General features: G+C 72.3%; 12 protein-coding genes. All 12 read right to left on the reverse strand.

What is annotated here, in order from left to right; translation table 11 throughout:
* Positions 1-71: 71 nt before the first annotated feature.
* Positions 72-1,328, reverse strand: coding sequence for a serine hydroxymethyltransferase (glyA, locus tag IG88_RS0120755; RefSeq protein ID WP_031043207.1), 1,257 nt, complete (start codon positions 1,326-1,328; stop codon positions 72-74).
* A gap of 143 nt (positions 1,329-1,471) precedes the next feature.
* A complete protein-coding gene (locus IG88_RS0120760) occupies positions 1,472-2,152 on the reverse strand; it encodes a low molecular weight phosphatase family protein (protein ID WP_030402740.1) in 681 nt (226 codons plus the stop codon).
* A complete protein-coding gene (locus IG88_RS0120765) occupies positions 2,149-2,796 on the reverse strand; it encodes an L-threonylcarbamoyladenylate synthase (protein ID WP_031043209.1) in 648 nt (215 codons plus the stop codon). Before IG88_RS0120765 ends, IG88_RS0120760 begins: the two co-directional genes overlap by 4 nt.
* 50 nt (positions 2,797-2,846) lie before the next feature.
* Complete coding sequence (gene prmC / locus IG88_RS0120770; protein WP_031043211.1) at positions 2,847-3,692, reverse strand: peptide chain release factor N(5)-glutamine methyltransferase; 846 nt, start codon at positions 3,690-3,692, stop codon at positions 2,847-2,849.
* 60 nt (positions 3,693-3,752) lie between these two features.
* Positions 3,753-4,829 (reverse strand): peptide chain release factor 1, encoded by a 1,077-nt coding sequence (prfA, locus tag IG88_RS0120775; protein WP_031043213.1) that lies wholly within the window; start codon positions 4,827-4,829, stop codon positions 3,753-3,755.
* Positions 4,830-4,936: 107 nt separating this feature from the next.
* The gene (gene rpmE / locus IG88_RS0120780; protein ID WP_019326867.1) at positions 4,937-5,161 is read right to left on the reverse strand and encodes a 50S ribosomal protein L31; all 225 of its coding nucleotides are present in this window, start codon (positions 5,159-5,161) and stop codon (positions 4,937-4,939) included.
* A 124-nt stretch (positions 5,162-5,285) separates the two neighbouring features.
* Complete coding sequence (locus IG88_RS0120785; protein ID WP_031043218.1) at positions 5,286-6,434, reverse strand: LCP family protein; 1,149 nt, start codon at positions 6,432-6,434, stop codon at positions 5,286-5,288.
* 349 nt (positions 6,435-6,783) lie between these two features.
* On the reverse strand, positions 6,784-8,583 hold the full coding sequence (locus IG88_RS0120790) for a trypsin-like serine protease (protein ID WP_031043222.1): 1,800 nt from the start codon (positions 8,581-8,583) through the stop codon (positions 6,784-6,786).
* Between the two features lie 216 nt (positions 8,584-8,799).
* Complete coding sequence (rho, locus tag IG88_RS0120795; RefSeq protein WP_031043225.1) at positions 8,800-10,878, reverse strand: transcription termination factor Rho; 2,079 nt, start codon at positions 10,876-10,878, stop codon at positions 8,800-8,802.
* Between the two features lie 432 nt (positions 10,879-11,310).
* A complete protein-coding gene (thrB, locus tag IG88_RS0120800) occupies positions 11,311-12,240 on the reverse strand; it encodes a homoserine kinase (protein ID WP_031043228.1) in 930 nt (309 codons plus the stop codon).
* Positions 12,241-12,569: 329 nt separating this feature from the next.
* Complete coding sequence (thrC, locus tag IG88_RS0120805; RefSeq protein ID WP_031043230.1) at positions 12,570-13,628, reverse strand: threonine synthase; 1,059 nt, start codon at positions 13,626-13,628, stop codon at positions 12,570-12,572.
* 6 nt (positions 13,629-13,634) lie between these two features.
* Positions 13,635-14,927 carry a homoserine dehydrogenase gene (locus tag IG88_RS0120810; protein WP_031043233.1) on the reverse strand — a complete coding sequence of 431 codons (1,293 nt, stop codon included), beginning with the start codon at positions 14,925-14,927 and terminating at the stop codon, positions 13,635-13,637.
* Positions 14,928-15,005: the final 78 nt, after the last annotated feature.

Consider the following 15,005-nt stretch of genomic DNA (forward strand, 5'->3'; position numbering starts at 1 on the left):
ACGGTGGAGGACTTACGGGTAGCGACGATGGTTGCACGTACGGCCGGGCACGCCCGTACTCCCACCCGTCCTCAGTCCGGGTACGGCGGGAATTGCGCGGTCAGGTCCCGTACGTCCGCCCGCGCCGCGGCCGGGTCCGTCGCCCCGCGCAGCACCCCGGTGAGCAGCGTGGCCACCGCCCGCATCTCCCGCTCCCCCATGCCCTGCGTGGTGACCGCGGCCGTGCCCAGGCGCAGGCCGCGGGCGTCGCCGTGCGGCAGCGCGCAGCAGTCCAGGACGATCCCGGCCGCCGCGAGCCGCCCCCGCGCGGTCTTCCCGTCGACGCCCAGCGGGGCGGGGTCGGCGGTGATCAGGTGGGTGTCGGTGCCGCCGGTGGTGACGACGAGTCCCTCGGCGGCCAGGTGGGCGGCGAGGGTCCGGGCGTTGGCGACCACCTGACGGGCGTAGGCCGCGTACCCGGGGGTGGCCGCCTCGCCGAAGGCGACGGCCTTGGCGGCGATGGTGTGCATCTGCGCACCGCCCTGCGTGAACGGGAAGACGGCCCGGTCGACGCGTTCCGCCAGTTCGCTCCCGCACAGGATCATGCCGCCGCGGGGTCCGCGCAGCACCTTGTGCGTGGTGGCGCAGACGATGTCGGCGTACGGCACGGGGCTCGGCGCCGCTCCCCCGGCGACGAGCCCGATGGGGTGCGCGGCGTCCGCGATGAGGTAGGCGCCCACCTCGTCGGCGATGTCGCGGAAGGCGGCGTGGTCGAGGTGGCGGGGGTAGGCGATGGAGCCGCAGACGATCGCCTTGGGCCGGCGGGCGCGGGCCAGGGTGCGCACCTGGTCGTAGTCGATCAGCCCGGTCTCCGCGTCCACGCCGTAGCCGACGAAGTCGAACCAGCGGCCGGAGAAGTTGGCGGGCGAACCGTGGGTGAGGTGTCCGCCGTAGGGCAGGCCGAGGGCGAGGACGGTGTCGCCGGGGCGCAGGAGGGCGGCGTAGGCGGCCAGCACGGCGGAGGAGCCGGAGTGGGGCTGTACGTTGGCGTGCTCGGCACCGAAGAGGCCCCGGGCGCGTTCGACGGCCAGCCGCTCGGCGGCGTCGACGATCTCGCAGCCGCCGTGGTGACGGGCGGCCGGGTAGCCCTCGGCGTACTTGTTGGCGAGCGGGGAGCCGAGGGCGGCCAGCACGGCGGGCGACGTGAAGTTCTCGGCGGCGATCAGCTGCAGGGTCGTCGACTGGCGGCGGCCCTCGGCGTAGAGGATCTCGGCCAGCTCGGGATCCTGGCGCGACAGGACTCCGAGCGAGCCGTCATCGGCCTCGATGAGGTCGTGGGTGACCGGCATGGTGCGCTCCGCACGTGCGTCGACGGTGACGTACGACCAATGTAGGCCCGGCCCGGCGAAGCCGCCCGGCGTGCGCACACGGCTTCCGCACCGGCTCGGGGCCCGTCGGCGCCGCCCGCGCCGGGGCCGCGCGGCGCGCCGTCTCACGCCCGGGCCGGTACCCCCGTCAGCGCCGTCACCACCGGGTCCAGCGCCTGGTGTATCTCGTCGCCGATCGAGCGGAAGAACGTCAGCGGGGCGCCGTACGGGTCGTACACCTCGTCCGCCTCCGCCGTGGGGGCCAGCAGCCATCCGCGCAGGGCGGCGGCCGCGCGGACCAGGGCGCGGGCGCGGGTGACCACGCCGTCCTCCAGGGGAGGGAGCGTCGCGGGGTCGATGGCGTTCACCAGGCGGGTGAACTCCTTGAGGGTGAAGGTGCGCAGGCCCGCCGAGTGGCCCATGGAGATGACCTGGGCGCGGTGGTCCCGGGTCGCGGTGAGGACCAGGTCCGCGCGGATCACGTGCTCGTCGAGCAGCTCGCGGCCGGTGAACCCGGCCGGGTCCGCGCCGAAGTCCGTGAGGACGGTCTCGGCGTTCGCCTCCATGGGGGCGCCCTCGTGGCCCCAGGTGCCGGCGCTCTCCACGATCAGGCCGCCGCCGAGCACGCCGAGCCGCTCCTGCACCGCGTGCCGGGTCAGCCGCTCGGTGATGGGCGAGCGGCAGACGTTTCCGGTGCTGACGTGGAGGATGCGGAAGCTGTCGCGCGGAAGTCCGACGAACGTGGTCGTGATCTCCGCGGCGCGTTCCCCGTTGCCTATGCCACGCCCCGTCTCAGGGGCCGTCAATTCGCCACCTCGAGGTCGGGTACCACCTTGCGCAGCTCCTCCGCCGACAACGCGCCCGCCCGCAGCAGCACCGGCACCTCGCGGGTGACGTCGACGATGGACGACGGGACGTTGCCGGGGGTGGGGCCGCCGTCGAGGTAGACGGAGACGGAGTCGCCGAGCATCCGCTGGGCGGCGTCGCAGTCCTCGGGGGCCGGGTGGCCGGTCAGGTTGGCCGAGGAGACGGCCATCGGGCCGACCTCGGTGAGCAGCTCGATGGCGACGGGGTGCAGCGGCATCCGGACGGCGACCGTGCCGCGGGTCTCGCCGAGGTCCCACTGCAGGGACGGCTGGTGCTTGGCGACCAGGGTCAGCGCGCCGGGCCAGAAGGCGTCGACGAGTTCCCAGGCCATCTCGGAGAAGTCCGTGACCAGGCCGTGCAGGGTGTTGGGCGAGCCGATGAGGACCGGGGAGGGCATGGTGCGGCCCCGTCCCTTGGCCTCCAGCAGGTCGCCGACGGCCTCCGCGGTGAAGGCGTCGGCGCCGATGCCGTACACGGTGTCCGTCGGCAGCACCACGAGCTCGCCACGGCGGACGGCGGACGCTGCCTCGCGCAGACCGGTCACTCGGTCGGTCGCGTCGTTGGTGTCGTAACGCCGTGCCATTTAGCGGGCCTCCTCGTACACGTACTGCGGGTAGATGGTCGTCGGGGTGTTCACGGCAGCGCCTTGCGGGCGGTCGCGAACCTGGGCCGGTTGTTGAGGTCGGGGTGGTCGGCCGCGTCGGCCCAGCCCCGTTCCTCGGCGAAGATCCACGGCACCTGCCCGCCCTGGGTGTCGGCGTGCTCGACGACGACCACGCCGCCGGGGCGCAGCAGGCGGTGCGCGGTGCGCTCCAGGCCGCGGATGAGGTCGAGGCCGTCCTCGCCGGAGAACAGGGCCAGCTCGGGATCGTGGTCGCGGGCCTCGGGGGCGACGTACTCCCACTCGGTGAGCGGGATGTACGGCGGGTTGGAGACCACCAGGTCGACCTGGCCGTCGAGGTCGGGGAAGGCGGTCAGGGCGTCGCCCTGGCGCAGTTCGACCCTGGACCCCTCCATGTTCCGGCGCGTCCACTTCAGGGCGTCCTCGGACAGTTCCACGGCGTACACGCGCGAGCGGGGCACCTCCTGGGCGAGCGCGAGCGCGATGGCGCCCGAGCCGGTGCACAGGTCGACGATGCAGGGCTCGACGACGTCCATGGCCCGGACCGCGTCTATGGCCCACCCGACGACCGACTCGGTCTCGGGACGGGGCACGAAGACGCCGGGGCCGACCTGGAGCTCCAGGTAGCGGAAGTAGGCGCGGCCGGTGATGTGCTGGAGCGGCTCGCGCGCCTCCCGGCGGGCGACGACCTCCCAGTACCGGGCGTCGAAGTCCGCGTCCGGCACGGTGTGCAGCTCGCCCCGCTTGACGCCGTGCAGGTACGCCGCGAGCTCCTCCGCGTCGGTGCGCGGCGAGGGCACGCCGGCGTCGGCCAGCCGCTGGGTGGCCTGGGCCACCTCCATGAGCAGCAGGTTCACGCTGGTCCTCCGGGGCTGAGCTGTTCGTCCGGTACGGGCGTACGGGTGCGGCTGCGGTGCCTACGCGGCGGCGAGCTTGGCCGCCGAGTCCGCGTCGACGCAGGCCTGGATCACCGAGTCGAGGTCGCCGTCCAGGACCTGGTCCAGGTTGTACGCCTTGAAGCCGACGCGGTGGTCCGAGATGCGGTTCTCCGGGAAGTTGTAGGTGCGGATCTTCTCGGAGCGGTCGACGGTGCGGACCTGGCTGCGCCGGGCGTCCGCGGCCTCCTTCTCCGCCTCCTCCTGTGCCGCCGCGAGCAGCCTGGAGCGCAGGATACGCATCGCCTGCTCCTTGTTCTGGAGCTGGCTCTTCTCGTTCTGGCAGGAGGCGACGACCCCGGTGGGGAGGTGGGTGATGCGCACGGCGGAGTCGGTGGTGTTGACGGACTGGCCGCCGGGCCCGGAGGACCGGTAGACGTCGATGCGCAGGTCGTTGGGGTTGATCTCGACGTCGATCTCCTCGGCCTCGGGGGTCACGAGGACGCCCGCCGCGGAGGTGTGGATCCGGCCCTGGGACTCGGTGGCGGGCACCCGCTGCACGCGGTGCACGCCGCCCTCGTACTTGAGCCGCGCCCACACGCCCTGCCCCGGCTCGGTGGCGCCCTGGCCGCCCTTGGTCTTCACGGCGACCTGGACGTCCTTGTAGCCGCCCAGCTCGGACTCGGTGGAGTCGATGATCTCGGTCTTCCAGCCGACCCGCTCGGCGTAGCGCAGGTACATGCGCAGCAGGTCGCCGGCGAAGAGGGCCGACTCGTCGCCGCCGGCGCCGGCCTTGATCTCGAGGATGACGTCCTTGTCGTCGCTGGGGTCGCGCGGGACGAGCAGCAGGCGCAGCTTCTCGGTGAGTTCCTCGCGCTGCTTGTCCAGCTCCTTGACCTCGGCGGCGAAGTCCGGGTCGTCGGCGGCCAGTTCGCGTGCGGTCTCGATGTCGTCGCCGGTCTGCTTCCAGGAGCGGAACGTGGCGACGATCGGGGTCAGCTCGGCGTACCGCTTGTTCAGCTTGCGCGCGTTCGCCTGGTCGGCGAAGACCGACGGGTCGGCGAGCTTCTTCTCCAGGTCGGCGTGCTCGGCGACGAGTTCCTCGACGGCCTCGAACATCTTGGGCTCCTGCTACTGCGTGGGAAGGGAAGGCGGGCGACCAAAAACGCCGGTCCCGGCGCTCCCCGGGCAGGGGATGCGGCCGTGGACCGGCGGTTGGGGGCTCGCTACTTCTTGGAGCCGGCGGCAGCCTTGCCGAAGCGGGCCTCGAAGCGGGCCACGCGGCCACCGGTGTCGAGGATCTTCTGCTTGCCCGTGTAGAACGGGTGGCACTCGGAGCAGACCTCGGCCCGGATGGTGCCGGACTCGATGGTGCTGCGGGTGGTGAACGACGCGCCACAGGTGCAGCTCACCTGCGTCTCGACGTACTCGGGGTGGATGTCGCGCTTCAAGGTGTCTCCTACTGTTCCTGGAGGGCGCCGGGTCGCCGCCGCGGGATGCGGGAGCGTGAACCGGAGCCGACGAACCAGTCTGCCAGGACTGGTGCCATCTCCCCAAACCGGGGGTCGGCGGGATCTATTCCCCGGCGTTCACGACGCCCTGCGCCTCGCCCGTGGCCGTGCCCTCCGTCACCGGCTCCGGGACCGGGCGGTCGTTCTTCAGGGCCGTCCAGAGCTGCTGGGCCTTGTCCTTCTCGACCAGGACGCGGTTGCCGTCGGCGGGGTCGTAGACCACCGGCATGGTGACCATCTGCATCCTGTCCGGGCCGATGCCCTTCAGGCCGCTCGCGAAGGACATCAGGGAGTTCACCGAGCCCAGGTCGGAGTCGGTGGTGACGGTCTTGGTGGCGGTGTCGGCGATGTCGTACAGCTTCTTGGGGTTGCCGAGCAGGCCGATGTCCTTGACCTGGTGGACCAGGGCCTTGACGAAGGCCTGCTGGAGCTGGATGCGGCCGAGGTCGGAGCCGTCGCCGACGCCGTGCCGGGTGCGGACCAGGCCGAGGGCCTGCTCGCCGTCGAGCCGGTGGGTGCCGGCCCGCAGGTCGAGGTGGCTGTCGGGGTCCTTGATGTCCTCGTTGGTGGTGACCCGGACGCCGCCGAGGTCGTCGACGAGGTGCTGGAAGCCGTTGAAGTCGACCTCCAGGTAGTGGTCCATGCGCAGGCCGCTGAGCGACTCGACGGTCTTCACGGCGCAGGCGGCGCCGCCGGTGGAGTAGGCGGAGTTGAACATCACGCCGTCGGCGGCGGGGTGGTCGCCGCCGCCGGTGTCGGTGCACTCGGGGCGGTCGACGAGGGTGTCGCGCGGGATGGAGACCACGCTGGCCTTCTTGTGGCCCTTGTAGACGTGCACGATCATCGCGGTGTCCGAGCGGGCGGTGCCGTCGTCGGTGCCGCCGCCGAGCTTCTTGTTGCCGCCGGCGCGGGTGTCGGAGCCGAGGACCAGGATGTTCTCGGAGCCGTTGTCGGCCTTCGCGGGGCGGTCGCCGCCGAGGGCCTGGTTGATGTCGACGCTGCTCAGGTTGCCGTTGAGCTTGAGGTAGAGGACTCCCGCCCCGGTGCCGCCGAGGAGCACGATGCCGGCGGCGCTCCAGGCGGCGACGAGCAGCGCCTTGCGCCGTCCGGTTCTGGGCCTGCGGCGGCGCCCCTTGCCCCGGTGGCCGGGGCCGGCGGGGCGGGACGGGCCGGGGCCGGGTATCGCGGGGTCCGGCGTGTTCTCGGCTGACATGGGCTCCTCGGTGTTCGTCCGGTCGCTTGCCCCCTGCGGTCGGGGTCGGGTCGGTCGGTTCCGGTGGAATGGCACCGGTTCCTCACCATGGTCCCCCCGTAGCTCGGACGGCGGAACTCGGGACAGGGTTGCACAACGGACTGTGGCGACCCGGTGCGGAAACGGTGACGGAGCGTGTTCACCGCGCCCCGGCCCGCGCCTGTGACCTGGGCATCCGCGAGTCCCGCCGCAGATCCGCGCGAACGCCGTCCGGGGCGCCCCGTGTGGCGAAGGTCGCAGCCGCGGGCCCGCTCACGGCGAAGGGGCCGCCCCCCCCTTGGAGGGAGGCGGCCCCGCCGGGACGGTGCACTCAGCCGAAGAGGTTGAACGCGTTCCACCCGGCCCCGACCCGGACGCGGGTCTGGAACGTCGCGGTGCCGGACTTGCCGGTGCCCTTGTACAGCCACAGCACACCGGAGGCGTCGCGGGCCAGCAGGTCGGGCCTGCCGTCGCCGGTGGTGTCACCGGCGGTGGCGAGGGCGGTGTAGACGGACCAGCCGCCGCCGACCCTGACCGGGCTGCCGAACGCCGGGGAGGCCTTCCCGGTGCCCGGGTAGAGCCACAGGACGCCCGAGCCGTCCCGCGCCAGCAGGTCGGGCCTGCCGTCGCGGTTGTAGTCGCCCTTGCCGGTGATCGTGTACTTGGCCCAGCCGCCGCCGATGCGGACGCGGCTGCCGAAGGTGCCGTCGCCCTTGCCGGGGTAGAGCCACAGGATGCCGTCCTTGTCCTTGGCGACCAGGTCGGCCAGGGCGTCGCCGGAGAGGTCGCCCGGGATGCGCAGGTCGCTCATCGCGTTCCAGCCGCCGCCGACGCGGATCGTCTCGTAGCGGTCGGCGCCGTTGAACGCGAACGTGTACAGCACCCCGTCCGGGGCGCGGAAGACGTAGTCCTGCCAGGAGTCGCGGTCCAGGTCGCCCTGGCGCACCAGGCTCAGGTTGCCCCAGCCGTCGAGCTCGACGCGGTTGCCCAGGTAGGGCCACTGGTCCCCGAGCGAGTAGTACTCGTACGCCGCACCGCCGGGCGTGCGGGCGAAGAGGTCCGCGAGCCCGTCGAAGTCGAGGTCGGTGTCGTCGACGCGGGAGTTGACGTCGGCGACGTAGGAGCTGACCTTGGCGTAGACGCCGTAGGCGCCCGAGGCGACGCAGTCCTCGACGCCCCAGGACACCACGCCGGCGATCCGGCCGTTGACCACGAGCGGACCGCCGGAGTCGCCGTTGCACGGGGAGACCGTCCCGGCGTCCTGGCCGGAGGCCGGGTTGCCCGCGCAGGCCATCTGCCCCGGCACGAAGTCGGAGCCCCAGTACGACGTGCAGGAGGCGTCCGAGCGCATCGGCACGGTCGCCTTCTTCAGCGTCGGCGAGATCTCCTGGCTGGTGGAGCTGGTGCGCCCCCAGCCGTAGACCGTCGCCGGGGCGCCGTTGGTGTAGGAGGCGGTGTCGTCGCTGGTCGTGGGCCGCAGCGTCTTGTACGGCAGCGCCTCGCTCAGCGTGAGGACCGCGAGGTCGCCGCCCGAGGTGGTGCTCGGCCGGTACGTGGGGTTGACCCACTGGCTCCACACGCCGGCCACCCGGCCGCCGTGCAGGTCGCCGGTTTCCCCGTCGGGGAGCTGGGCGGTGCCGCCGAGGACGACCCCGTTCTCCGACCAGTCCAGGCCGTACACGCAGTGCGCGGCGGTCAGGACCTTCGCCGGGGCGACCAGGGTGCCCCCGCAGAAGTAGCCCTCGTCGTCGCCCGGGTCGCTGGTGCCCTTGTCGTCGTAGTAGTGCAGCTGCACCATCCACGGCGCCTCGGAGATCGACGCGTCCTTGCCGCCGATGATCTTCGGGTCGATCCTGCCGGCCGGGGCCCCGGCGCTCGGTGTGGCCTCCGGCTGCGTTCCGGAGGCGGTGGCGGTGTGCCCCTTGAGAGCGGCCGCGGAGTCCTGGATCCGCTGGGCCAGCTCGGCGGGGGAGGCGGTGGCGGGCCGCTCGGTGACGGCGGCCGGCTGGGGCGGGACGGGCGCCCCGCCGGAGGCCTGGGCGGGGGCGGCCGCGAGGACCGCGCCCGACAGGGCGAGTGCGGCGGTGGCCGCGGGAAGAGCCAGCCGGGCTCTTCGAGGAGTAGATGTCACTCAGATCTCCTGTCGCTGTAGACGCAGGCAGGAGAGAACCGCCCCCGGGCGCGGGCCGGTGAAGGCAGCACTGATCACCCTGTGGGCGTATCCGAAAACACGTTCCCCCCCACTGCGGTGCGCTGATCCTACAAGCCCTGTACGCCAGAAGTCCCGCCCCGTCACACGAGTGACGAGGCGGGACTTCTTCGGTACGGCGGGCCGTCCGGCGGTGGCTCAGTCGCCGTTGCCGGGCGTCGGCGTCGTCTTCTGGATCTGCATCAGGAACTCGACGTTCGACTTGGTCTGCTTCATCTTGTCGAGAAGCAGCTCGATCGCCTGCTGCTGGTCGAGGGCGTGCAGCACCCGGCGCAGCTTCCAGGTGACCGCCAGCTCCTCGCTGCCGAGCAGGATCTCCTCCTTGCGGGTGCCGGACGCGTCGACGTCCACCGCGGGGAAGATGCGCTTGTCGGCGAGCTTGCGGTCCAGCTTCAGCTCGGCGTTGCCGGTGCCCTTGAACTCCTCGAAGATGACCTCGTCCATGCGGGACCCGGTGTCCACCAGGGCGGTGGCGAGGATGGTCAGCGAACCGCCGTCCTCGATGTTGCGGGCCGCACCGAAGAAGCGCTTCGGCGGGTACAGGGCGGTCGAGTCGACACCACCGGACAGGATGCGGCCGGAGGCCGGGGCGGCGAGGTTGTACGCACGGCCCAGACGCGTGATGGAGTCGAGCAGCACGACGACGTCGTGACCCAGCTCCACCAGGCGCTTGGCGCGCTCGATGGCCAGCTCGGCGACCGTGGTGTGGTCCTCGGCCGGGCGGTCGAAGGTCGAGGAGATGACCTCGCCCTTCACCGACCGCTGCATGTCGGTGACCTCTTCCGGACGCTCGTCGACCAGGACGACCATCAGGTGGCACTCGGGGTTGTTGTGCGTGATGGCGTTGGCGATCGCCTGCATGATCATGGTCTTGCCGGTCTTCGGCGGGGCCACGATCAGACCGCGCTGGCCCTTGCCGATGGGCGCGACGAGGTCGATGATGCGCGTGGTGAGGACGCCGGGGTCCGTCTCCAGGCGCAGGCGGTCCTGCGGGTACAGCGGCGTCAGCTTGTTGAACTCCGGCCGTCCGCGGCCGTGTTCGGGCGCCATGCCGTTGACCGAGTCCAGGCGCACGAGCGCGTTGAACTTCTCGCGGCGCTCGCCCTCCTTGGGCTGGCGCACGGCACCGGTGAGGTGGTCGCCCTTGCGCAGGCCGTTCTTGCGGACCTGAGCCAGGGAGACGTACACGTCGTTGGGGCCGGGCAGGTAGCCGGAGGTCCGGATGAACGCGTAGTTGTCGAGGATGTCGAGGATGCCGGCGACCGGGATGAGGACGTCGTCCTCGTTGATCTGCGGCTCCTGGATCTCGTCGCGTCCGCGACGGCCCCGGCGGTCGCGGTAACGGCCCCGGCGCCCGCGGCGGCCGCCGCCGTCGTCGTCGTAGCCGTCGTCGTGCTGCTGGCGGTCCTGGCGGCCGCCGCCCTGCTGCTGGCGGTCCTGCCGGCCGCCGCCCTGCTGCTGGTCGTCGCCCTTGTTGCGCCGGTCACGGCCACCGCGGTCGCCGCGGTCGCCCCGGTCACGGCGGTCGCGACGGCGGCCCTCGCCGCCCTCGCCGTCGGAACGGGCGTCGCCCTGGCCCTGCTGGTGGCCCTGGCCCTGCTGCTGGGCCGGCGCGTCGGCCTTCTGCTCGCCGCGGGTCTCGACGGCCACCGTCTCGGTGCCGCCGGAGGGGCTGCCCGCGTCGGCGGTGGCCCGGCGGCGACGGCGCTCGGAGGGGGCGTCGGTCGCGGGGGCGGCCTGCTCGGCCGCGGCGTCGACCTTGGGGGACGGCTGACCGGGGATCTCGATCTGCTGCTGGGCGCCGGAGTTGTCGGCGTCCGCCGTGTCGGTCCTCTTGCCGGCCTTGCCGGCCTTCTCCGCCCGCTCCGTCGTCCCGGCGGGGGCCTCGTCGCCCGTACGCGCCCGGGAGGTGCTGCGGCGCTTCGGCTTGGTCTCGCCGGCGGTGTCCGCGGCGGCGGGCGCGGCCTTGGCGGGGGCTCCGCCCGCGGCCTGCGCCTCCTTGATGACCTCGATCAGCTGGCTCTTGCGCATACGCGCGGTGCCCCTGATGCCGAGGCCGGATGCGACCTGCTGCAGCTCGGCCAGCACCATGCCCTCGAGGCCGGTACCGCGGCGCCGCCGGGAGCCGGCACCGGTGGCAGGCGCGGAGGCGTCCGTGGCGGGCGCGGCAGCGGTCTCCTCGACACGTGCGCCCATCAGATCGGTGGTGTCGCTCACGAAGGGTCCTTCCCTGGAGCGGGCGTCGGCCTGTCTGGCTCGGCGACCGGTTGTGCTGTCCGGCTTCGGTCCTTGCTGTGCGAACCGTGCCGGGGCGGTGGTCCGCCTGAACGGCGGAAGAGATATCTGGTGATGGCGCTTCCCCTAGCCGTGGCACCCGGTGTCTGTGTCATGCGGCGTGGTCGCACCGGTTCCGGGATTCCCCCAGAGGGGGTGACCCCCACCGGAGGGCCGCTCAATGCCCGTGCCTGCCGTACTGATCACGTACGACGTCCACTGCATGATGCGCCTTGGGGGGCTCCCGGAAGAATGTCTGTCCCGGACGGGGACACAAGGCACCTCGCCATGGTGGGGTCGGGTGCAGACTTGAGGTTAACACTACCGGATCCAACAAACATTCCCCCTTTCGCAATCCGGCAACCGCTCGCGCGTCTAGATGTCGCCGGATGTCGCCAGCGGCAGGACGCCGGCGCCCCGCCCGTCCAGGCCGAGCCGGTTGGCCGCCCAGTCCGTGCCGGCCAGCGCCTCGACCTTGTCGGCCGTGCCGGCGTCGGCCAGTGCCATCACCGTGGGTCCCGCGCCCGAGATCACCGCGGGGATGCCGTCGCCGCGCAGCCGTTCCACCAGCGCCGCGCTCTCCGGCATGGCCGGGGCGCGGTACTCCTGGTGGAGGCGGTCCTCGGTGGCCGGCAGCAGCAGCTCGGGGCGCCGGGTGAGGGCCTCGACGAGCAGCGCGGCGCGGCCCGCGTTGGCGGCGGCGTCGACGTGCGGGACGCTGCGCGGGAGCAGTCCGCGCGCCGTCTGGGTCAGAACCGGTTTCCCCGGTACGAAAACCACCGGAACGATGGAATCGGAGGGCTCCATCCTGATCGCCCGGGCGGCGCCGGACTCCATCCAGGACAGGGTGAAACCACCCAGCAGACAGGCTGCCACGTTGTCCGGGTGGCCCTCGATCTCGGTGGCGAGGTCGAGCAGTGCGGCGTCGTCGAGGCGCGCCTCGCCGCCTATGGTCACCGCGCGCGCGGCGACGATGCCGGCGCAGATGGCGGCGGAGGAGGAGCCGAGGCCGCGGCCGTGCGGGATGCGGTTGGCGCAGACGATCTCCAGGCCGCGCGGCTGCCCGCCGAGCAGGTCGAAGGCGGTGCGCAGGGAGCGGACGAGGAGGTGCTTCTCGTCGCGCGGGAGGGTCTCGCTGCCCTCACCCGCGATGTCGATGTGCAGCCCGGAGTCGGCCACCCGGACGACCACGTCGTCGTACAGACCCAGCGCGAGGCCGAAGGCGTCGAAGCCCGGACCGAGATTGGCGCTGGTGGCGGGGACGCGCACCCTGACGGCGGCGGCGCGGAACGCTGGACCGGCCATCGCTCGATGACTCTCCTTGAGCTGCGTGACTGTCGTATCTGTCGTGACTGTCGGGACGTCGAATGACATTCGATGACATACGGGACCCTGGGCCCCGCCGCTTCCTGTCGAACGGCCGGCCCTTACCGACCGCGGAGACGGCGCGGCACCGCGGCATATGCGGCAGGCGGGTTAGGTACAGCCTATCGAAGGAAGGTTCTGCGGCGACATAGGGCGCACAGGAGGCGCACGATGCGTGTCGTAAGCCCCCTGTGCACCCCCCGTACATGGCTTTCCCGGCCGGGCGTCGCTTACGCCCTCGTACGCCGGTCGCGTGCGCCCGGCGGCGCTCAGACCAGGCCGAGCCGCTCCGCCGCCGCCGCCGCGTCGACCGGGACGGTGACCGGCTGCGGGGCGCCCGCGACCGCCCAGTCCGGGTCCTTGAGCCCGTTGCCGGTGACGGTGCACACGATGCGCTGTCCCGGGTCGACCTTGCCCTGCTCCGCGGCCTTCAGCAGTCCCGCCACGGACGCGGCGGACGCGGGCTCCACGAAGACGCCCTCCTGGGACGCCAACAGCCGGTAGGCGCGCAGGATCTCACGGTCCGTCACCTCGTCGATGGCACCGCCCGACTCGTCCCGCGCGGCGAGCGCGAAGTCCCAGGAGGCGGGGTTGCCGATCCGGATCGCGGTGGCGATGGTCGAGGGGTCCTTGACGACCTCGCCGCGCACGATCGGGGCGCTGCCGGAGGCCTGGAACCCCCACATGCGGGGCGTCCTGGTGCTGACCCCGTCGGCGGCGTACTCCTTGTACCCCTTCCAGTACGCGGTGATGTTGCCCGCGTTGCCCACCGGGAGGACGTGGATGTCGGGCGCGTCGCCGAGCATGTCCACGATCTCGAAGGCGGCCGTCTTCTGCCCCTCGATACGCACCGGGTTGACCGAATTGACCAGCGCCACCGGGTAGTTGTCGCTGAGCGCGCGGGCCAGCGTCAGGCAGTCGTCGAAGTTGCCGTCGACCTGGAGGATCTTCGCGCCGTGCACGAGGGCCTGGCCCATCTTGCCGAGCGCGATCTTGCCCTGCGGCACGAGCACGGCGGAGACCATGCCGGCGCGCACGCCGTAGGCGGCGGCACTGGCGGACGTGTTCCCGGTGGAGGCGCAGATGACGGCCTGCGCGCCCTCCTCCTTGGCCTTGCTGATGGCCATGGTCATGCCGCGGTCCTTGAAGGACCCGGTCGGGTTCGCCCCCTCGACCTTGAGGTGGACCTCGCAGCCCGTGCGCTCGGAGAGCACCTGCGCGGGCACGAGCGGGGTGCCGCCCTCGCGGAGCGTCACGACGGGCGTGCTGTCGGAGACGGGCAGCCGGTCCCGGTACTCCTCGATGATTCCGCGCCACTGGTGGGTCATTGCTGGTTACTCTCCTTCAACCCGCATGATGCTGGCGACACCCCGCACGGTGTCGAGCTTGCGCAGCGCCTCGACCGTACCGCCGAGGGCGGCGTCGGACGCGCGGTGGGTGACGACGACGAGGGATGCCTCGCCGTCCTTGCCGGACTGCCGCACGGTGTCGATGGAGACACCGTGCTCCGCGAACACGGTCGCCACCTGGGCGAGCACGCCCGGTTTGTCGGCCACGTCGAGGCTGATGTGGTAGCGCGTGACGACGTCGCCCATCGGGGAGACGGGCAGCGCGGCGTACGCGGACTCACCGGGGCCGGTGGCGCCGCCGATCCGGTTGCGGCAGACGGCGACCAGGTCGCCGAGGACGGCGGAGGCGGTCGGGGAGCCGCCGGCGCCGGGCCCGTAGAACATGAGCTGACCGGCTGCCTCGGACTCGACGAACACGGCGTTGTACGCCTCGCGCACGTTGGCCAGCGGGTGGCTGAGCGGGATCATCGCGGGATGCACGCGCGCGGTGACCGATCCCCCGTCCGCCGCCCGCTCGCAGATGGCGAGCAGCTTGATGGTGCAGCCCATCTCCTTGGCGGAGGCGAAGTCGGCGGCGGTGACCTCGGTCATGCCCTCGCGGTAGACGTCGTCGAGGCGCACGCGCGTGTGGAAGGCGATTCCGGCGAGGATGGCGGCCTTGGCGGCGGCGTCGAAGCCCTCGACGTCGGCGGTCGGGTCGGCCTCCGCGTACCCGAGGGCGGTGGCCTCGTCGAGCGCCTCCTGGTACCCGGCCCCGGTCGAGTCCATGGCGTCGAGGATGAAGTTGGTCGTCCCGTTGACGATGCCGAGCACCCGGTTGACCTTGTCGCCGGCCAGCGACTCGCGCAGCGGCCGGATCAGCGGGATGGCACCGGCGACGGCGGCCTCGTAGTACAGGTCCTTGCCGTGCTCGTCGGCGGCGGCGTGCAGGGCCGCGCCGTCCTGGGCGATGAGCGCCTTGTTGGCGGAAACGACGGACGCGCCGTGCGCGAAGGCGGTGGTGATGAGCGTACGGGCGGGCTCGATCCCCCCGATCACCTCCACGACGACGTCGATGTCCCCCCGCTTGACGAGGGCGGTGGCGTCCGTGGTCACCAGGGCCGGGTCGATGCCCTCGCGCACCTTGTCGGGCCGCCGTACGGCGACGCCCGCGAGCTCCACCGGCGCCCCGATGCGGGCGGCGAGGTCGGCGGCGTGCGTCGTCATGATGCGCGCCACCTCTGAGCCGACCACTCCACAGCCCAGCAGCGCCACCTTCAGCGGACGCGTACGCATCATCCGACCTCGTTTCCTCTTACCGTCTACGGTTGGACCAGTCTCACGCACCGGACGGGATTTTCTGCCATTCGTCCGGAT

This window comes from Streptomyces sp. NRRL F-5650 (assembly GCF_000721365.1).
GTDB lineage: Bacteria > Actinomycetota > Actinomycetes > Streptomycetales > Streptomycetaceae > Streptomyces > Streptomyces ardesiacus.

What these genes read in the sequence shown, in the direction of transcription:
- IG88_RS0120765 (WP_031043209.1), bottom strand. Translation starts at nt 2,796, where the DNA reads ATGGCACGGCGTTACGACACCAACGACGCGACCGACCGAGTGACCGGT.
- glyA (WP_031043207.1), bottom strand. Translation starts at nt 1,328, where the DNA reads ATGCCGGTCACCCACGACCTCATCGAGGCCGATGACGGCTCGCTCGGA.
- IG88_RS0120785 (WP_031043218.1), bottom strand. Translation starts at nt 6,434, where the DNA reads ATGTCAGCCGAGAACACGCCGGACCCCGCGATACCCGGCCCCGGCCCG.
- thrB (WP_031043228.1), bottom strand. Translation starts at nt 12,240, where the DNA reads ATGGCCGGTCCAGCGTTCCGCGCCGCCGCCGTCAGGGTGCGCGTCCCC.
- prfA (WP_031043213.1), bottom strand. Translation starts at nt 4,829, where the DNA reads ATGTTCGAGGCCGTCGAGGAACTCGTCGCCGAGCACGCCGACCTGGAG.
- IG88_RS0120810 (WP_031043233.1), bottom strand. Translation starts at nt 14,927, where the DNA reads ATGATGCGTACGCGTCCGCTGAAGGTGGCGCTGCTGGGCTGTGGAGTG.
- thrC (WP_031043230.1), bottom strand. Translation starts at nt 13,628, where the DNA reads ATGACCCACCAGTGGCGCGGAATCATCGAGGAGTACCGGGACCGGCTG.